Below are 18,962 nucleotides of genomic sequence, written 5' to 3'. Positions count from 1 at the left end.
GAAGACCTCCAGAAGATGGCCAGGGCCTCCCCCGCATGGGGAAGGAACCCCGGCGGGTGGATGAAGAACACCGCGCATGCGGCGTCTACGATCACGCAGGTTGCAGTTCGGCCTGGCGGCTCCACTCCTGCGTCTTGAAGTCCAGCGCGTAGCCCAGCTCGCCCAGGCGGGCGATCTGTGCACGCAAAGCGCGGCGGTCGATGGTCGAATCCAGTTTCACGGACTCGCCCAGCGGCCACAGCAGGCCGAAGAGCGCGGGGTCACCGTCTTGGGTGCTGCCGGGGGCAGCAGCCTCAGCAGGTGGCGGCGCATCCACGCCAAAGGGCGTGGTATCGACCATCGGGTCCGCGGACGCCTGCACGGGTGCGGGCTTGGCGGGCCTGGACGCTTTGGTCGGCTTGGCCGGCGTTGTCGCAGGCTGCGCCCCTTGCTCTTCATCGAGCGGATCGACGTCCTGGGTGGCGAAGCTGCGGGCTTCGTCGCGGCTGAGTTTGTCGATGCCGTTGAGCGTCATGCCGTCGAGGCTGGCACGGATCTCGAACCGCATGCCGCCGCCGACCGGATAGGACTTCGGGAAGATGTACCTGATGATGAATTCCCCGTCGTACTTGCCTTCGGGGTACTGCTCCAGCTCCGGGTCTTTGACCTCGAAAGTACCGAGGTGCGTGGCGAGGCGGCCAACCGTGAACGGGCCGTTCTTGCCGCGGATGGTACGCAGCGTGAGCTGGCCGGGGACGACGATGGGCGCAACCGATTTCTCGGAAGCCGATGGGGTTGCCATGATGGTTCTCCTGATGATGAATGACGGGCCGCCGACGGCACCCGGTGGATGAGAGGAAATGGCCTCGCCCGAGGTGGGCGAGGTCCGCGTGGCATCACGCCTTGAGCTGGCGCATGCCTTCGGCCAGCAGCCACAACGCCCGGTTCAGGCGCAGGTTCTGGTCGATGCCTTGCACCGGACGGGTGCGCTGATTGCGGCCGTTGGCCGTGCGTCCGTTCAGGCCCCCTTTGACGAGGTTCTCCTGGACGCGGTTGAAGACGGCCCACAAGTCGTTCTTGCGGTCGTCCCATCGCCGGGGTGCCAGCAGTTGGCTCTCCGTGACAGGCGTGGACTTGGCTGGATCGTCGTACTTGAGTGCGAGCGCGGAGTTTGCAAAGACCTCCGCTTCGCCCTCATCGAGGGTGATGGTGCGCATCGCATCGCGCGCGTTCTGCACGCGCTCGAAGCCTTCGAGGACTCCGTAGGCACCTTCGATCACCTGGCTGGCCACGTCGCCCTTGTGGGGAACGCGGATGTCGGCGGTGGTGTCACCGCAAACCAGGCCGTTGTGGCAGACGAACCGGAACATGCCGGCGAGCATCTGATAGCTGCTCGTGCCGTCGTGGCTGTTGAGCAGGATGATCTCGTTCGCCTCGTCGCCGTTGATCTGGCTCGCATGGCGAAGTCGGATGAGGTGCTTCGTGTACTCGCGCCGGTCTTCGTTGCGCACGCGTGTCTGGCACACCATGAAGGGCTCGAAGCCCTCCTGGCGCAGCTTGGTCAGCACGGTCGAGGTCGGTATGTAGGCATACCGATCGGACCGGCTCCCATGCGGAGCGTCGGCGAAGATCGACGGAACGACGGCACGAATGCGGTCGTCCGAGAGTGGACGATCGGAGCGCAGGATCGGGGATTGCGGAGCAAAACGGGATGCCAGAGACATGGCTGATCTCCTTTGAGAAATGCGGTAACCGCGCGGCGGTGAGACCACGCGGAACTCGGGGGATGAAATGCGCAAGCGCGCGTCATGGGGACGCGGCGGATGCGGGAAGAGAAGCGACAAGGCCCCGTGAGGGGCCATGCCGTATCAGAACGAAGCAGCCAATGCCGGCTCCTGCTCCTCGACTTGCGCCTCGGGCTCGCGCTCGGCGGGCTCGGTGGCCGTGTCGATGGCGTCGTCGGCTTCGGACGCGGATGCGTCTTCGGCCGGCGGCGCCTCGGGTTGCGCCTGGCTCGTCGGATAGACCTGGGTGCCGTCGATCTTGATCAGACCGATGTGGACCAGCGTCGATTCCAGGCTTGCGGCCGGTTCCCCGGCGTGCTCGCCCTTGGTGCGGATGTACGGATCGATCTTCATGTCGTTCAGACGGAAGGCGATCAGCACCTTGCGGTCACCCTCGATGGCCTGAACGCACCGGCGAACCAGATGCTCGGCTTCCGGGGTGGCGACGATGGTGTCGAAGTACCGATACTCCGGTTCATCGACAGGCCCGGCCAGTGCTGCGACGGTGCAAGAGAGGAACGAGTCGCCAGCCTTTGGGGTGACGTCCTTCACACGATTGAGATAGCCGATGCCGCGGGTGATCAGCTCGTGCTGCTCGATCGAAGCCAGTTCGGCCCGGTCGATCAGTTCGGCCTTGAGCAGTCGCGCCTTGAGGGACGCGGCGGCCTGACCCTTCTGCTCACCCTTGTCGCGGATGTACGCATCGCCCCACAGGTCACCGAGGCGAAATCGCACCAGCGGGCGCTGCTTGGGATCGTCAACGCCGATGTAGCGCTGAACGAGCTTCTTGGCCTCGGCACCCGAGACCTTGACGTCGAAGTAGCGGTAGCTGGGGTCCCGGGCGGGGCCGACCAGCGCGGCGATGGTGCAAGCAAGGAAAGGCTGCGCACGGCGGCCGCCCCGGACGGGCACTTCACGGACACGCTGGACGTAGCCGATGCCCGAGGTGTGGAGGTCGAAATACGATTTCTCGTTGGACGTGGTGTTCATGGTGAATCTCCATTGGGATGAAGCGGAGACACACCGGCCCACGCATGCGGGGAAGGTGCGTAACCCCGCGGTGGGTTGATAAGGCGAAAGCATCCGCCACCAGAGGCTGGTGGCCGCTCGCGGATGGATGCGGTGCGAGCTGGCTCGGTCACGCAGTGGGAACTGCGCCGCAACCTCGAAGACCGATGGTTGCCTGGCATGTCGCTGACAACGTCAGCAGGCATGGGGTCAGCATGGCCGGGCCTCGCGCGCGCGGCAGCAATCAATCGGCATCCGGGTGCTTCCCTTTGTCCGCGCCGCCCGGCGCCTGCCACAGGCATTTGGGGCGGCGCAGGTGCTCGGGGTATCGGCGAGGGGGCGGCTGGGACGGCTCCAGGCGCCGCCGCCGCGCGCGCCAATCAGCCGCCAGCCGGCGGCGCGCGGGCTGGCGCCGCCTTCGTCGGGTAAGGTGTAGGTGATCAGGCGGATGTAGCCCAGCGACTTTGCCGCCTGCCAGGCCGCGCCGTATAGCTTGCTGCAGGCGTTGGGTGTGCTGTCGGTGCACAGCCGTGTGACTTCCCGCGTCCAGCCATCGTCCAGGTGCCGCGCGACCGGCCGGCCGACGATGGCCACGCCGCGGATCAGGTCGCTGTCGACCAGCGTGACGGCCAGGGCGAACTTCGCAGCCTGGACCGGACGGTGATGGTGTGCCAGCACGAAGACGTTGGCCGTGCGCAGCGACACCGGCAGCAGGTGCAGCCTCGGCGAGGTCGATGATGTGTTCATGCGGTCGTCTCCGGTGGCATGCCGGCGCTGTGGCCCGCGGGGCGTGCCTTGGCGGCTGGAGACGAACGCGCATGCGCGGCGATGGCCGCGGTGCGAACAAAAGAAAGCCCCCGGTGCGGGGGCTGCGAGGGCTGCGCGGCGGTTGCCGCTTCAGGCGGGAGGCACCACGGCCAAGGACAGGTGCGTGGCGGTGGCGGACAGCACGAGATCGTCCGCCGAGTGCAGGAGGCGCGTGAACAGGCCGTCCTTCGGGTCGAAATACTCCGCAAAATCGTCGCCACCCAGCTCGCGGCCGGCGAGGTGCCACCAGTCATCGAACGGGTCGGTGTCCGGGTTGCAGCCGACGGCGTAGGCGAGCAGTTGCTGGCGTCCATCCGGGCGACGCTCCCCACGCTCGGCGAGGAAGTACACGCCCTGGTCCTTGACCAGGACGATGCGGCACTGATTGGCGATGGCTTCGGTCAGCACGGGGCGCAGGTCGGCGCCTTTGAATCGCAGTGACATGGATGAAATCTCCTGTGTTAAAAAAAGAGAAAGGCCCTCCACCCGATGGGATGAAGGGCCTGTAGGTCACGCGGCCGGAATGGCTGGAACGCCGTGGCGGGTGCCTCGGGTCAGCCGAGGGGCGTCATGCCGGGACGGCTTGGCGCTTACGGGCCGCCTTCGCGTCGAGGATGCTCACGTCGATCTGGCGCCAGCGCCCGTCGTCGATGAGCCGCTCCAGCACTTCGCCGAGCATGTCGAAATACACCTCGTCGTGCCGATCGACCAGTTCGACCGATTCACCGTTCTGACGGTGCAGTTCCACCACGTAGGTGTCTCCGCCGCGGTCGTAGAGGATCGTCACCCGGCCCTCGAACTTCGCGGTCGAGACCGTGAAGCTGATCGCCGGCGGGGTCTCGATGATCTTGGAGGGCGTGGGATCGACCCAGGTGAAGTCGCGGGCACCGGCATCCACCAGCATGTGGGTGATGCGCCGGAAGCGATCGGGGGCCGGCATCTCTTCCAACTGCTCGATGAGCTGGCCCAACTCCATGCACTGCGGCGTGGGAATGGGCAGCTTGGCCGGCGCCGAGCCGAGGATGTGCCTCGTGATGGTGTACGGCGTGCCGTCCGAAGTCTTCTCGGTGATGACCTCCGGCGTGTCCGCGCGCAGTCCGTCGAAGCGACGACGGGCATAGGGTTGGACATGCACCTTGGCGCCTTCGGCAGGAACCGTGGTCACCAGGCTGGGATCGAGCACCGCGAACTCGGAAGGCTTGAGCTTGACGACGATGGCATCGTCGGTCGCAGCGACCACCTTGCCGTCGAAGGGTTGGGGGTCGATGGCAAAGCCCAGCGTTGAGGACAGCGGCTGATCATCGAACACGCGGTACTTGAACGATCGCACGTTACGGGGCACATGGCCTGCGACCAGCGAAGGCATCATGGATTTGATGAGGGAACGGTCCATGGGGAAACTCCTTGAGAAATAACAAGGGATTCCCCGCCCGCAAGGGAGAGGTCCCTTGTGGGTGGCGTGGATGGACGCGGTAGGTCCGTAGGAAGAAACGACCAGCACGGTTTCCCGTGCTTGCAGCCTCGAAGGTCTCGACTGCCTGGGCATGTGTCGGCAGCGCCGACGGACATGGGGTAAGCATGGCCCCGGGGTGGTCGGCCTGCCCGCAGGAAACGGCACCGCAACATGCCCGCATTCCTGTGCTGCGTACAAGAAAAAGCCCCTCGAAAGGGGCCGGAGGGGTCAGGCTTGGTACACGAAGTAGTGCTCGCGCTGACGCGGAAAGAACACGTGCTTCCACGTGTCCCCGCTTGTGTTGCCACCGTCGAAGATGACCATTTCGTAGTCGTCCACGTCGGTGTCCATCAGGTCGGCGCTGGCGATATGGCGCATGTGCAGCATGCCGCTCATGCGCTCGACTACCAGGATCTGGCCGATGGCATCGTCCTGGCTCATGGCATTGAAGCAGGCTCCAAGCTGGTGCTCGAAGTCCGATACGGGCGAGATGAGATCGGGGAACATGGGATCGCTCCTATGAAAGTGAACCGGCCCGGCTCCCTGGCGGGAGACGGGCCGGCATGCGGTGAGGAAAAGGTAGGCTGGGGATGTGTCTGGCAGTTATTCGCCGGCCAACGGCAGGCCCGGCAACACGGGTGCGTCGGCATCGAGAATGAGGATGCGCACATCGGCCTGGCCGGCCAGTGCAAGGATCTGTGCCAGGTCGTCCGGCATGCCCTTGCTGCGGTGCTCCTGCCGAAGCTGCTCGGCAGTGATCCCCTCGACGTCCTGCAGGTGTTGGTCCGTCCAGGGCGTGGAGATTAGCTTGACGCCGATCGCCGGGCTGTAGGGAAGCCGGAACGCAACGAACAAAAAGGCCTCCGGCGTCGCGAGGTCAGCCAGGTTGGCCAGGTACTGGCCGGTTTCGTGGCTGATGTGCGCGCTGCTGATTTCCCAGCACCGGCTGTAGTAGCCGGTCTCGAAGCTCAACCGCTGCACGACTTCCCGTGCGGCCTCGGCCGAATAAGTGTCGCCAATGTGGACGGGGAGGCCGTCGAAGTCGTCGCCGTGGATCGCGTACACCACGGCACCCACCACGCCGTAGGCGCCTTCACCGGCATCGCGTTCGGCCAGCACCTCGGCACTCACGGAGTCTGGGCCATTGCTGACTACGGCGAAATCGCTGGTGACGATGCAGGATGCTGAAACCAGCTCCTCATCGGAGAGGTGTTCTTGGCTCTGGTGGATGTTTCGCCAGACATGCGGGCTTCCGTCCTCGTGGCTGATGGACAGCGTGCGGACGATTTTCAGATTCCAGTAGCCGCGTAGAAAGGGATTGGGATTCTGGGACATGGGATTTCTCCAACAGAATAATGATGGAGCCAATCCCCGCCACCGGGAATTGACCCCGGTGGGTGGAAAGAAAGGAAACAGCGTCAGGTGACGCTGATCGTTGGCGTTTGGGCCAATCGCTCGGCGACGCGTCGGCGCAAATTCATGCGGAATGGCTCGTCGCTGACGCCCGCCAGCAGATTGATGGTCTCCAGCGCAATCAGGGCCGAGGCCTCTTCGATGTCGGCGGCCACAATGGCCTTGCGCAGTTGGTCGCCGAGCTGGAGGGCCTGCGAGGAGGAACTGATGACGCGGACCTCGCGGCTCAGGTAGCAGCCGTTGCCGCCGAACTCGAACAGCCGCGGCTTGCTGCAATACCAGCATCCCTCGAACTGGATGGCGGTCAGGTGGTGGCCGTCATCGAATCGGGTGGCGATCAGAAACAATGCGTCGAGATCGGCGGTGTCCTCGAACGAATGACGCTCGATCAAGTTCCCCAGCTCTTCGTCCTCATCGGCACCGAAGTGCACGGCGAGCAGTTCGAGCAGCGGCGGGATCGAAAGCCCTTCGTCGTCCGGCATCGGAATGCCGAGTTGCGTGGCCAGGTCTTCCAGGCCATCGAGCACGTCCGGCCATTGCGGATTGGTGGTCTCGGCGATCTGGGCGATGTAGGCCTGCCCGTTGCCGGGATGGCTCTCGTCCAGCGCGAAGGCGCCGAACAGCGCCTGGATGACGGGCGTCACACGGTCGAGCACGAGAACGCCGGTGGCTTCGTAGTAATTGTTGGCCATGAAGGCTCCTTTCGATGAATGAACGGAGCCAGCCCTTGCGGACGATGGCATCCGCAGGGGAACCGCCTGATGCCGGATGGCACTGGGCGGGGAGAAACGCGAGGGACATGGCCTCGGGCGAGGCGCATGTCCCTCATGGGGTCGCGTGAACGCAGTGATGAAGGTGTGCCGGGGACCGGCTCACCAACCGCTGTAGTTCAGCAGGAGGTCGGCGATCACCTGGCGACGAGGCAGATCGAGGCCGTCGAAGTCCGACAACCCGTTGAAGTGGCAGCGCTTGAGCATGGCACCGCCCTCGCGCGCGTTGTAGAAGCTGACCATCGCGGACAGGAACATGCGTTCCCCGCTGCTCAGGACGCCGAGGGCGTCGTTGAGGCGCAGCATGTCGGGGCGCAGATCCCACTTGCTCTTGGCCTGGTTCAGACCTTCACGGGTGCCATCGCCAAACCATTGCGGGCCGGCGATCTCGACACCACGCTTCCATGCCTCGAAAAAGGCTTGGGGCGCGGCGCTGAAATGCCGTTCTTCCCGAACGATCTGATCGACGACTTCCTGCGGCAGTAGCTGGTTCATGACGTGATTCCTCCAGTTGGATCAGGGAACGGCGAGCTGGGACCAGCCGCCTCTTTCGAGGGCACGTTGAGCCGCGGCATGGCTGCGGAAGTACTCACGAGATTCCCGCGAAACGGGACCTTCGGTATCGCGCGTGCCGATGTAGTGGCCGGCGGCGCTGTGCAGGACTTCGAGCGGCAGGAACTTGCCGCAGTAGGTCAAGGCCAATTGACCGAATCGGCCGAAAGAGGCTTGCTGGGACATGGATGGGCTCCTTGGAAAAGCGGGGCCCTGTCCCTCACGGGATGGCAGCTCCCGCACGCGGTTGAAAAAAAGCATCAGCGTCTTGGCGACGCGCGTCCGCGCAATGGATGCGATGCGGACTGGTGGGTTGCGCGGGGAGAACCCCGCGGCAGCCTGAAACCCTGGCTGCTGGCATGTGCTGACGAATCAGCGAGCATGCGGGCAGCTTCGTGGGGGGGGCGCGCCACGTCAGTTGGAAATCGGCATCTGGTCCAGCCCCGATTGATGTACGCAGAGACAAAGAAAAGCCCCGCAGCAAGTGCGGGGCGGTCATGACGGTGCGGTGAGGCTGGATCAGCGGGGCTTGTCGCCCAGGACATGCTGCTTCCAGATGGCGAATGCCTCGTCCGCTGGCAGCTCGGCCAGGATGACGATGGGCTGGTCCTGTCGGCTGCGCAGCTTTGCGAAATACGCTGCGCGGTCGGCAATGGCCTTGAGCTTGATGCCCTTGAGGAACAGCAGCCTGCCGTCCTTGATGAACAGCACCTTGTTGCCGATGTCGCGGTTGAACGCGGTGCGCAGCTTGCGCTCCGCGTGCATGGCATCGGCCAATTGGTCCACTAGGAAGTCGAGCGTCATGTCGATGAGAAGCGGCTCGTCGTCTTCGCGTTCGACGTCGAGCGATGCCGGCGGCAGGCTCTTGGCGAATTCCTCGGCCTGGGCCAGCAGCGCGGCCTGGCCTTGCAACGCGCGCACGAACGTCGAGCCGCCGTGTCCGTCGTTGCGGGCTTCGGCGATGGGCCTGCCGTCGAACATGACGGTGGCGGTGAAGCACAGCGTTTCCTCGCTCGCGAAATCCGCGACCTTGAGGTTCTTGAGGGTGATGCGGTCTTGTCGGGTGATGGTGTCCATGGGAAGTCCTGATATCGACCGGGTTGACGACACGCCCCTGACGGGACGCGGCATACATCCCGTGGGTTGGAGGAAGGTGGCATCGATGCCCGGTGGGCAGCGTTCGCCGGAGAGATGCCGGGGCGAACTGGCGGGTGGCGTGGGCGGAACCCACGGCAGTCTGGACACCCTGGCTGCTGGCTGTTGCCGATGCGTCGGCAATGCAGGAGGGAGGATCGCGCGACCCGCCGGCCGCGTCTTGCATCAATCCGAAGCGATCGATCTCGTCTTGTGCAGGTACTGCACCAGCCGGCGTCCCCAGCCACGCGACGCACAGCACGGCCATGGAATTGCCGATCGCCTTGCAGTTCGGTGCATCGGCGGTGCGTAGTGAGGCGGATTGCAATGTTGGCGGTCATGTGGGTCTCCCGTTCGTGTGGCGCAGGGCCATCGCCCTGGCCGGGGCGTTGAAAGGCAGGAGAAAGGCGCCGAAGGCCCCAGGGGCCTTCGGCTCGGGAGGAAAGAAGAACCACCCGTGGGCTGATTGGCAGGCCCGGTCGTCGCTAGAACCGTCTGCTCATCCAGCAATCACACCCGGCCCATGTCGTGGCTGGGGCCGGCATCGTCTGGCGCACATCCGCGCACAAAGGGAGCCCGTTTTTGCGCCGGCGGGCACCGGCACCGAATACCGCTGACCGCGAAGGGTCTCCGGATGGCTCGCACAGGCAAGCCATCGGGGGACCCTTCGCAGCGGCGGAAGGAATGCAGACGAGGAGAACGCGCGGGGTGCGGTTCGCGGAGAAGCCACCTTCAGGTCCCGCGGCCGGGGCCGGCCGGACGGGACGCGCACACGGAGCAAGAAGGCGTTGCGCGCTGGGGCGTCCCGCAGGGCATGCGGGACACGGGCCACGCCGCCGATGGCGGGCATGGCTCACGGGGAACGGGGGCGGTCAGGCGCCTTTGCGGCCACCGCCACTGGTACGGCGTGGACGCGAGGCACCACGCCTGGACGTGCCGGTTGCCACCGGCAGCGTGCCTTTGCAGTCGGGGTAGCGACTGCACGACCAGAACGGGCCGCTCTTGCCGGTTCGCTGGCGCGTGGGTGCGCCGCACTGCGGACAAGCCGGTCCTTGGGGAACCTTGATGGACAGGGACGTGCTGCCGTATTGCGCGATCAACTGCGAAATCCAGGCGGCCTGCTTGCCGATGAACACATCCAGGGTGAGTTGTCCGCCCTCGATCATGTCCAGCGCCTGTTCCCAGACGGCGGTGGTGCCGGGGTCGGCAATCGCCGCGGGCACGGCGTCGATCAGCGTGAACGCCGCATCCGATGCGCGGATGGAGCGCCCCTTCTTCACGATATAGCCGCGGGCGATCAGCCCGCTGATGATGTTGGCCCGCGTCGCCTCGGTGCCGATGCCCGTCGTGTCCTTGAGCTTCTGCTTCAGGCGCGGGTCGGTCACGAAACGCGCAACGCCCTTCATCGCCTTGACCAGTTCGCCCTGGGTATAGGGCTTGGGCGGCATCGTCTTGAGGGCCTTGATGTCGGCCCCGGCGACCTGGCATGCCATCCCGTCACGCAGCGCAGGCAGCACCTGGGTGCGCACGGGGGCGTCGCCATCCTCATCGGCGCTGCCTTCACGTTCGGACTCGGCCAGCACCAGGCGCCAGCCGCGGGCGACGACCTGCTTGCCCGTAGCCACCAGCTTCTGCTGGCCGCAGGAGAGATCCGCCACGGTGCGGTCGAACTCGTGGTGCGGGAGGAACTGGGCCAGGTAATGTGCCCGGATCAGCCGGTACAACGCCCGTTCCTTCTCGCTCATGGCGGAGAGATTCGCGGGTTCGAGCGTCGGGATGATGCCGTGGTGCGCCGTCACCTTGCCGTCGTTCCAGGCGCGCGAGCGCTGGGTGCGGTCGAGCTGGCCCATGATCTGGGCCAGCGTGGGATCGGTCTTGAGCAGGCTGTCCAGGACCGTGGGCACTTCGGCGAACATGCTTTCGGGCAGGTAGCCCGAATCCGAGCGCGGGTACGTCGTGGCCTTGTGCGTCTCGTACAGGGCCTGGGCGATCTCCAAGGTTTCCTGCACGTCCAGCCCAAGCTGCTTGGAACAGACTTCCTGCAAGGTGCCCAGGTCGAACAGCAGCGGCGGGCCTTCGCGCACGCGCTCGGTCTCGACCGACACCACCTGGGCACTGCCCGCGGCGCGGATCTGCTGCGCGGCCTGCTGTGCGACGGGCTGCCGCAGGCAGCGGCCGGCGTCGTCGGTGCTGGCATCGGGTGCCACCCACTGCGCGGTGAACGTCTGACCGCCTGCGGACAGCGACACGTCGATGGCCCAGTACGGCACGGACACGAAGGCCGCGATCTCTCGGTCGCGGTCCACCACGAGTTTGAGCGTCGGGGTCTGTACACGCCCGACCGACAGCACGCCATCGTAGCCGGCCTGCCGCCCGAGCACGGTGAACAGCCGGCTGAGGTTCATGCCCACGAGCCAGTCGGCGCGCGAGCGCGCCAGCGCCGAGTAATACATCGGCAGCGTCTCGGCCGAGGGCCGCAGCTTGGCGAGCGCGGTGCGGATGGACGCATCGTTGAGCGCCGACAGCCACAGGCGTTCGATGGGACCGCGGTAGCCGCACAGGTCGATGATCTCGCGTGCGATCAGTTCGCCTTCGCGGTCGGCGTCAGTGGCGATGACAAGCTGGGTCGCCTTCGCCAGAAGCGCTTTGACGACCTTGAATTGCGTGGCGGTCTTCGGCTTGACCTCGACCCGCCACTGCTGGGGAATGATGGGCAGCTGTTCCAGCGACCAGCGCTTGAGCGCCGCGTCATAGACCTCGGGTGCTGCCGCTTCGACGAGATGGCCGATGCACCAGGTGACCGTGACACCGGAGCCGTTGAGGCAGCCTTCACCGCGCTGCGTGGCGCCGAGAATCCGGCCGATGTCTTTGCCCTGGGAGGGCTTCTCGCACAGAAACAGCCGCATGTCCGTCCATCCGCTTCCCGTTGTTCATGGAGTTGCTGGGATCGAGGATGCCGAGCGCCTGTTGGGGCAGCAGCAAACAAGCTGCATGCGGCAGCGACCGCTTTCACGCCGATGGAACGGCTTGGGCGGGATGGCGTGCGGCCGGCGGTGTGCGAGCCGGGAGCCGCGATGTTCGGGAGCGCGCGGAAGCCGGTGGACGCTGATGGAGCTATCCCCTGGGGATAGCTCGCGAGGACATGGGGGGCGGCAACGTACTGCGGCCGCCCCCACGCCGGATCACTTCCTGCGCTTGGGCTCCTTCGACGCTGCCGGTTCCTGGGCGGCCTGGGGCTTGGGCTGCGCGTCCTGTGCGGTCTCCTGCGATTTGGGGCTCAGAACGACGGACTCGATGCGGAACGGCAGGATGCCGACGCTGCGCGCGTTGATCTGCCAGGTCTCGCGCGGCTGATCCTCGTTGTCGGTCCAGGGTTCGCGCTCCATGCGGCCGACGACCAGCACGCGCATGCCCTTCTGGTAAAGGTCCTTCCAGTGTGCGGCGTCGCGGTGCCAGATTTCCACCGGCGCCCAGAAGCCGCCGCGGTCCTCGAAGTCACCGCCCTTGGTGGGAACGGGGTTGTCGAAATACACGTTCAGCCGCAACAAGCGCCGCGGTTCGTCGTTGCCGTTGGGGAACTCCCGGTACTCGGGGGGCGAGCCGATGTTGCCTTCGCCCGAAAAATGCGTGCTCATGGTGCAATCTCCTTGGTGGTTGAAATACCCGTGCCATGTCGGCGTCGGGCGCGTGCTGGGGTGCCCGACGCGATCACCGATCGCGCACTCCGGGGGGTATGGACGCGAGCCGGCGCAGGTAGGCGTCTTCCGCCTCGGCGGCCTTGCTGGCGCACTCCTGGGCCTGCCTACCCAGGGTGTGCAACAGGCTGATCTGCATGTTCAGCGTGATGCGCTGCAGCTCGATCGCGTGCAGGTCGGCCAGCAGGTTGACCGGCGTGCTGGTGCTCGCCATCAGCTCCTGCCACAGGGCCACGCCCATGGCCGAGCGGTCGTTCCTGCGCCAGCGCAGGAACGTCGTTCCCGCGCCAGTGGTCTGCTGGGCCAGTTCCACGGGCAGCAGATGGAAGGGATGCCCACCGGCCTGTTGCAGCACTTGTCGCTGCGCCAGGCCGATCAACTCGTCGCGCATGGCGAAGCACTGGCTGGCCCAGGCCTCCAAGTCCCCTTTACCTTTAAAAGGCTTTAAAAGGCCTTTTAGAGAGGCCGCGTGTTCCAGGCGCATGAAGGCTCCCTGTTGCAGGCCCCGGAAGTAGCGGGTCGGCTGGTTCAGATCGCTCATGCGGATTCGTCCTCGCCGGCAGTGGCTGCGCCTTCGGACGGGTCGGCAGCAGCGGCCGCATCACCATCGACGCTGGTAGCGGCTGCGGCAGGATTCTCACCGCGCTGTTGCAGACCACGGCGCACCATGGGTGGCGCAAACGTCGAGCGGCGCGTGCCTTCGAGGACGTCCTGCGGCAACTCGCCGAACTTCTCCAGCGCGACCCGCGCTGCGGCATTCTTCGCCGCGAAATCGTCGCGGGTGCAGCCCGAGTAGCGGTACTGCTGGGCCAGCGAGAACAGGCTGCGCAGCGCGTGCGCGCCCTCGTTGAGCCAGCGCTCCAAAGTGCTGCGGTCGATCAGCGCGGTGTGGTGGGCGAGGATCAGCTTGCGCGCGATGTCGTCGTAGTCGGCCAGGAGATAGACGGCGGCAAAGCCCAACTGCGCATTGACGAACAGCGGCAGCTTGACGGGCTGCACGTTGAGGTTCTCGCCCAGGCTCAATGCCGCAGGCACGCCCGCCAGTGCCTGGTCCACTTGTTTGCGCAAGGTCTGCAGCGTGGTCCTGGTCTGGTCGAGCTTGTCCTCGATGCGCAGCATCCACCAGTCGCTGTAGGGGTCGTCCTGCTCCGAGCCGCGCTTCATCTTATTCATCACCGCGATGTAGCCGTTCAGGCCGACGATGCCGGGTCGCCCTTCGGCGGCGGCGCGGCCGTGCCAGATGCGGGAAGCGTGATGCGTGTGCAGCGTCAGCGACATCGCGCTGCGCAGGGAGCCGAGGTTGAGTTGCAATGGTTCGTTGCTGGTTGCCATGGTGAGCGCTCGCAGTTGGACAGGGAGCCGCCAGCATCCGCATGCAGCGGAAGGCAGTCAGTCAACAAACCGAAATGAGCCGGCCCCCGGTTCTATGCGCGCTGGCGGCGCAGCGCGCAACGGTCCCTTGGAGGCCGGAGCATTCACGTTGGCGCTCCGTGCCTCGGTCGTTGACGGTATGCGTACTGCACCGCACGTCGCGCTGCCGTTCGACACGATCCTTCGCCGCGCAGCCGTCCCCAGTGGACCGTTCCGTTGAGCGCCATGGAGGTCTGCTTCATGGTCTTGCAGGCGCTCTACTCAGGTTTTGCGCAGCATGTCGCGCCGTCGTCCGGCGTTTCACCACACAGCCGTCCCCTGGGGACCGTTTCTGCCGACCGCCAAGGAGGTCTGCTTCATGGCCTTGCCAGGCCCTGCGCTCAGGATTTGCGCAGCAGATCGCGCAGGCGCTCGATGTGCTGCCGGGCCACCGCGGGCGGCACGACGTTGCGCGGCGGCTCGGGCGGTGGCGCTCGCGCCGCCGATGGTGTTGGCGCTGCCGGGCTGGTCTGCTTGGCCCACGCATTGAACTCGCCGCGCATGGCGCGCTGGATGATGCCGAACAGGTACCCGGCGGGGTTGCGGATGCCATGCTTGCCGCACCGTGCGGCCCACTCGTCCAGCACAGCCTGCCGCAGGGCAGCGTCCACTTGCTGCAACGCCATCCTGGCGCCGGCTTGCTGTTCCGCCTTCAGTTCCGCGAAACGCTTGGGCCATTGCAGGTCGCCCAGCGCGCGCGCCTGCGCGGTAGTACGTACTTCATCAATACGACTACTACGTACTGTACGGTCCTGCTTCGGATTCCGAAGAGCGCCGTCTGGCGCGGGTTTCGGCCCTGCTTCGGATTCCGAAGAAGGGCGTTCGCCATTCCGAAGAAGGCTGGCGGGCCCTTCTTCGGAATCGTGGATCGCATCCTCCTGTGGATAACTTGCGGTGGCGGTGATGCCCTGGTCGGCCAGGCGCTCGGCGAGCACTTGCAGCCGCGACGGCAAGGTGCGTCCGGACAACATCGGGTCGTCCGCGATCTCCTGGAGGGTGTTGAGTCCCACCACCTGAACGGCCTTGGCCGAATGCCCCAGCGACTGGCTGACCAGGGCCAGGTAGTCGGCGTCGAGCTGCATGGCCTCGAACGGTGTCAGGGGTTCGTCATGCAGGACGTAGAGGTTTCCGAGGATGCGGCCGGTCTTGGGGTCGCGCCGTCGTCGCACGAGGCTCAGCCAGCGCGTGAGGCGCAGCAGCGTCAGCGCCCGCGCGACGGTCTCGTGGGAGGCTTGTCCCGCGCAGGGCATGGACGCCAGCCAGGGGCGCAACTGCTCATAGGTCGAGAACGCCGTGACGCCGTCGTCGTTGAGCATCAGCCGGAACACCTGCCAGGCGTTGCGCTCCAGCGGTGTCAGGCGGCGGTCGAGGAACAGCCGCCGCGGCACGCTCTCGTGCCGATTGCCACTGAACAGGAAGGCGTCGCCGGACGCGGCAGGCGTGGGCACTGCCATGGGCGCTGGCGCGCTGGGATGTGGCTTGGGCGTGAGGTCCTTCAGCGCAGCGTCGAACAGGTCGGCGAGTGCGATGGGGCCTTGACGCGGGGCTCGTGGGGCGGTGTCGTCCACGGCCATGGCCTAGCCCAATCCCTGATCGACCCAGTTCCTGATCGCGGCCCAGACCACCGAGAGCGGCAGTGACATGCCCTCGGCCAGGTCCATGGCCGCATCGAGAATCGAGGTCTCGTCCTCCAGATCGACGTTCCTGCTGCTGGTCACGGCTTTCCATTGCCGCCACAGTTCGGTGTCCTGGGTCTCGTCCAGGACGGGGTGGCGCCCCTTGCGCTTGGGCAGGCCGAGGATCTCCCGCCGCAGGGCGACTTCCTGATGGGTCAGGCCATAGAAGCGGCTGACCATCTCCGTGCTGGCCCCCAGCCGCAGCATGCGATCGACCGTGGCGATTTCCTTCTCCACGTCCTGTGCCTGGTTGAGCAGGCGCTGCAGCACTTCGCGGTTGACCGTGACCGAGCACCACGAGACGCTGGCGTTGGCCAGCACGCTGATGAGCGCGGGGTGCTTGAGCGCATCCAGCTCGGCCTCGCCGAAGCCCATGGCCTTGCAGCGGCGCAGTTGGCCGTTGCGAAGGTCATACAGCGCCTGGGCGATCACGGCCTGGTTGAGCGGATGCGATGTGGACATGCGACCTCCCTCGCTCACGTCCCGGGCGCCGTGGTGCCGGCTTCCAGGTCCAGCAGACGCCGGGCCAAGCGGAGCAGCCGAAAGAGCTTGACCAACGCCGTGTCGCTCAAGCGCCTTGCGCCGCTGCCATGGCCTTGGCTCTGGCCGTGCAACAGGGTCGGCAGGTCGGTGGCGAGCTGCGCGCCGTCCAGGCCCGCTTCGGCGACGGGCTGACCCGTCAGGGAAGTGAGGAGCGTCAGCACCGCGCGGCCGAGCGGCGACGGGGCTTGGCCGCGGGCGCGGCACGCAAACCCGATGCCATCGGCGCGATCCTCGATGTACTCGTCCAGGCCTGCCTCCCCGGCGATCTCGCGCGCGAACTGCGCGATGTGGATGCGCAGCCGATCGGGCGTGTCCAGGCCCGCGTCGATGTACCAGACATCGGAGATCGGATAGAGTCCGCCGGCTTGCACCGGGATGGACTGCAACACGCTCGCCGAGAAGTCGGGCGGCAGCGCATCGCCCAACTGGTCGGCGACCATGCGCTGGATCGACTGCAGCCGTTCGGTCGTCGGTGCCGGCGAGACGATGTGCTCACGAAGCAGATCGCTCGGTGCAGCCGCCGGGCTTCCCGTGGCCGCTTCGCTAGCCGCCTTGTCGTCGTGGCGCAAGGTGGGCTCGGACGCCGGAGGGCTGGCGGGTGGAGGACCGTCCGCCGCTGCAGGCGTGGCGATGGACGATGCTGCGCCCGGCGGAGTCGGCGTGCCGGCGGTGGGCGAAGGCAACGCCGGCTGCGCCGCAGGTGGCGTCGGGTCACTGACCAGCGCCCGGTGGCGGCTTTCCGATTCGGTCAGATCCAGCGCCAGCACGTCGTAGCCGATGCCCAGCAGCTCGGACATCTGGCCGATCAGCTCGTCTTGCACGCGCTGCGGCGCGAACTCGTCGCCCTGCGTGTCGAACTGCGCCAGCACCTCCTGAAAAAAGCTGTCGAAGTCCAGCGGCAGCGAGCGGTCCTTGGCATAGTGCTCCCAGGTGCGTTTGCAGGCCGTACGCATGACCGACAGCCGCTCGACCTGGTGGCGCCCCAGGCCGCTATAAAGCACACTGGGAATGGCGGGCAGCAGGTAGCGCACAGCGTCGGCCATGCGGGTGATGTGCGATCGCTGGACGGGGAAGCCATCGGCCGCCAGGCGGCGGGCCAGTTCCGACTGGCTCAGGGCGGCGCCGCTCTCCTGCTCGTAGAACTCGCGTGCTTTCTCGACGCCGAGCGCTCGCTCGATGAACGTGAGGCCGCCGCGCAGTTCGTTCTCGGCAAGGTGCCCGGTCAGCGCGACGATCTCGCCGCGCTCAGGCCATGGCCGGAACAGGCACGATATGCGGAAGAAGCGTTCGTCCTTGGTCTCCGACCAGAGTTCGCGCAGGATCGCCAGCCGCGTGTTGCCGCCGTTGCGGATGATGTAGTGGTCCCCGCCGGGCCGGCGCGTGATAGCCGGCGCCGCGTCCAGGCCGCGCTCGCGGATGGACGCCTTGATTTCCTCGTAAGCCGGGTTGCGCTTCATGCGCGGGTCATGGTCGTAGGGCCGCAACTGGTCCAGCGTCACGACCATGGGCGTGTCCGCGATCGGGTCGCTCAAGGCCGTAGCCGCTGGGCCGCTGCGCTCGAAGCCGGCCGCGAGCAGCTTGCCTGCCATGTCCTGCGAGGTCATGTCAGCCATGGCCGCACCCCTCGCAGTCCCCACGACCGCCGGCCGGCGCCATGCGGGCCTCTCGCTCGGCGCGGCGGATCTGCGCACGGGCGTTCAATTCGGCCCGGTGGTCACTCGCTGTCGAACTCGTGTAGATCGCCGCGCAGCCGGCCTTGGTGAACTTGAGGTGCCCGCCACGCGTGCCCTTGACGTGCCAGCCTTCGCCCACCGCGAACTCGATCAAGGCGCGCAGCCGCTTGTGGCCGCGGGCCAGTTCATGTGCGTTTGCCATGGGGCCTCCCGGCATCAAGAGGTCGCTGCGGGCGGCCGGATACTTGAGCCAGTCGGTCCTGCCATTGCGGGAACAACTCGCTGGCGAGCGCGCGCATCGTGTCGAGCGCGGCAGGGGCGACTCTGCCGGGCGGCTGGCGGTGCTCGACCCGATGCACCGGCAGGCCGCGCGTCGCGGCGCGCGGATAGGCTTCGATGGCCGGCACGTCGGTGGCGAGCACGCGGATGCCGGCATGGTCCTGGAACAGGTCGCGCAGGGCCTGCTGGATCAGCCGTGCGTTGGCGGACACCGGGTGGACGCGGTTGATGAGCAAGTGCAGCGGCGGCGGTTCGATACCCAGGTGCCGGTACGGCGCAATGTCTTCGAGCAACTGCATGGTGCCGCGCCGCAGCTCGCGTGCCGCGAGGATCTCCGGCGTGACGGGCGACAGCGCGAGATCGGAGGCGAGCACCGCCATCTCCAGCAGCACGGAACGCGCGCCCTGGGTGTCGATCAGCACCAGGTCGTAGAGGGGAGCAAGTGCTGGCAGCAGATGCCGCAACCGCAGGCGGCCATCCGGCGCATGCAGCAACAACGTGTTCAGCTCGCCCCGGTGGTCGTTGGACAGCACCAGGTCCAGGCCCGCGATGATCGTGCGGGACACGAGCTGGCCAAGGTCGCGCTCGTTGAAGGCCAACAGCTCATAGATGCCGCCAGGCGCGCGCTGGGTCAGTTCGTAGTAGGAGGACAAGGTGGGCTGCACGTCGAGATCGAGCAGCAGCACGCGCAGGCCCGCGTCCGCGGCGAGCCCGCCCAGGTTGGCGGCCGTCGTGGTCTTGCCGACGCCGCCCTTCGTTGAAATGATGGACACGACCTGCATGGCG

General features: G+C 66.5%; 21 protein-coding genes. All 21 read right to left on the bottom strand.

Annotated features, from left to right (window positions below; all coding sequences use genetic code 11):
* Positions 1–91 precede the first annotated feature (91 nt).
* Positions 92–781, bottom strand: a complete 690-nt coding sequence (locus BV908_RS14855; protein ID WP_003050344.1) for a DUF3275 family protein — start codon at positions 779–781, stop codon at positions 92–94.
* 94 nt (positions 782–875) lie between these two features.
* On the bottom strand, positions 876–1,703 hold the full coding sequence (locus tag BV908_RS14850; RefSeq protein WP_003050347.1) for a DUF932 domain-containing protein: 828 nt from the start codon (positions 1,701–1,703) through the stop codon (positions 876–878).
* A gap of 144 nt (positions 1,704–1,847) precedes the next feature.
* Entirely contained in the window at positions 1,848–2,753 is a 906-nt protein-coding gene (locus BV908_RS14845) for a DUF3577 domain-containing protein (protein ID WP_003050351.1), read from the bottom strand.
* Between the two features lie 228 nt (positions 2,754–2,981).
* Positions 2,982–3,518, bottom strand: a complete 537-nt coding sequence (locus BV908_RS14840) for an XF1762 family protein (RefSeq protein WP_003050355.1) — start codon at positions 3,516–3,518, stop codon at positions 2,982–2,984.
* Positions 3,519–3,668: 150 nt separating this feature from the next.
* Complete coding sequence (locus BV908_RS14835) at positions 3,669–4,022, bottom strand: DUF3085 domain-containing protein (RefSeq protein ID WP_003050357.1); 354 nt, start codon at positions 4,020–4,022, stop codon at positions 3,669–3,671.
* Positions 4,023–4,146: 124 nt separating this feature from the next.
* Positions 4,147–4,971: a hypothetical protein gene (locus tag BV908_RS14830; protein ID WP_003050359.1), complete on the bottom strand. Its 825-nt coding sequence runs from the start codon at positions 4,969–4,971 to the stop codon at positions 4,147–4,149.
* A gap of 288 nt (positions 4,972–5,259) precedes the next feature.
* Positions 5,260–5,538, bottom strand: coding sequence for a hypothetical protein (locus tag BV908_RS14825; protein WP_003050361.1), 279 nt, complete (start codon positions 5,536–5,538; stop codon positions 5,260–5,262).
* Between the two features lie 96 nt (positions 5,539–5,634).
* The gene (locus BV908_RS14820; RefSeq protein ID WP_103738521.1) at positions 5,635–6,366 is read right to left on the bottom strand and encodes an ABC transporter substrate-binding protein; all 732 of its coding nucleotides are present in this window, start codon (positions 6,364–6,366) and stop codon (positions 5,635–5,637) included.
* A gap of 83 nt (positions 6,367–6,449) precedes the next feature.
* Positions 6,450–7,136: a hypothetical protein gene (locus tag BV908_RS14815; protein ID WP_003050366.1), complete on the bottom strand. Its 687-nt coding sequence runs from the start codon at positions 7,134–7,136 to the stop codon at positions 6,450–6,452.
* A gap of 180 nt (positions 7,137–7,316) precedes the next feature.
* Positions 7,317–7,709, bottom strand: coding sequence for a hypothetical protein (locus BV908_RS14810; protein ID WP_003050375.1), 393 nt, complete (start codon positions 7,707–7,709; stop codon positions 7,317–7,319).
* A 21-nt stretch (positions 7,710–7,730) separates the two neighbouring features.
* Entirely contained in the window at positions 7,731–7,952 is a 222-nt protein-coding gene (locus tag BV908_RS14805) for a hypothetical protein (protein ID WP_003050378.1), read from the bottom strand.
* A gap of 333 nt (positions 7,953–8,285) precedes the next feature.
* Entirely contained in the window at positions 8,286–8,843 is a 558-nt protein-coding gene (locus BV908_RS14800; protein WP_003050381.1) for a hypothetical protein, read from the bottom strand.
* Positions 8,844–9,772: 929 nt separating this feature from the next.
* The gene (locus BV908_RS14795; protein WP_018715759.1) at positions 9,773–11,806 is read right to left on the bottom strand and encodes a DNA topoisomerase III; all 2,034 of its coding nucleotides are present in this window, start codon (positions 11,804–11,806) and stop codon (positions 9,773–9,775) included.
* A gap of 276 nt (positions 11,807–12,082) precedes the next feature.
* Positions 12,083–12,535, bottom strand: coding sequence for a single-stranded DNA-binding protein (locus BV908_RS14790; protein WP_003050391.1), 453 nt, complete (start codon positions 12,533–12,535; stop codon positions 12,083–12,085).
* A gap of 73 nt (positions 12,536–12,608) precedes the next feature.
* On the bottom strand, positions 12,609–13,136 hold the full coding sequence (locus tag BV908_RS14785) for a DUF3158 family protein (protein WP_003050393.1): 528 nt from the start codon (positions 13,134–13,136) through the stop codon (positions 12,609–12,611).
* Positions 13,133–13,927 (bottom strand): PFL_4669 family integrating conjugative element protein, encoded by a 795-nt coding sequence (locus tag BV908_RS14780; RefSeq protein WP_003050396.1) that lies wholly within the window; start codon positions 13,925–13,927, stop codon positions 13,133–13,135. The genes BV908_RS14785 and BV908_RS14780 overlap by 4 nt, the downstream gene beginning before the upstream one ends.
* A 419-nt stretch (positions 13,928–14,346) precedes the next feature.
* Positions 14,347–15,579: an STY4528 family pathogenicity island replication protein gene (locus tag BV908_RS14775; protein ID WP_103738520.1), complete on the bottom strand. Its 1,233-nt coding sequence runs from the start codon at positions 15,577–15,579 to the stop codon at positions 14,347–14,349.
* A 3-nt stretch (positions 15,580–15,582) separates the two neighbouring features.
* Positions 15,583–16,143, bottom strand: a complete 561-nt coding sequence (locus BV908_RS14770) for a DUF2857 domain-containing protein (protein WP_003090097.1) — start codon at positions 16,141–16,143, stop codon at positions 15,583–15,585.
* A gap of 14 nt (positions 16,144–16,157) precedes the next feature.
* Positions 16,158–17,837 (bottom strand): ParB family protein, encoded by a 1,680-nt coding sequence (locus BV908_RS14765; protein ID WP_103738519.1) that lies wholly within the window; start codon positions 17,835–17,837, stop codon positions 16,158–16,160.
* Positions 17,830–18,099, bottom strand: a complete 270-nt coding sequence (locus tag BV908_RS14760) for a hypothetical protein (protein ID WP_103738518.1) — start codon at positions 18,097–18,099, stop codon at positions 17,830–17,832. Before BV908_RS14760 ends, BV908_RS14765 begins: the two co-directional genes overlap by 8 nt.
* Positions 18,083–18,958: a ParA family protein gene (locus BV908_RS14755; protein ID WP_103738517.1), complete on the bottom strand. Its 876-nt coding sequence runs from the start codon at positions 18,956–18,958 to the stop codon at positions 18,083–18,085. Before BV908_RS14755 ends, BV908_RS14760 begins: the two co-directional genes overlap by 17 nt.
* Positions 18,959–18,962: the final 4 nt, after the last annotated feature.

The organism is Diaphorobacter sp. LR2014-1 (assembly GCF_002916785.1).
Lineage (GTDB): Bacteria > Pseudomonadota > Gammaproteobacteria > Burkholderiales > Burkholderiaceae_C > Diaphorobacter > Diaphorobacter nitroreducens.
The sequence above is the reverse complement of the archived record's forward strand: the minus strand, read 5'-3'. Positions and strand labels throughout refer to the sequence as shown.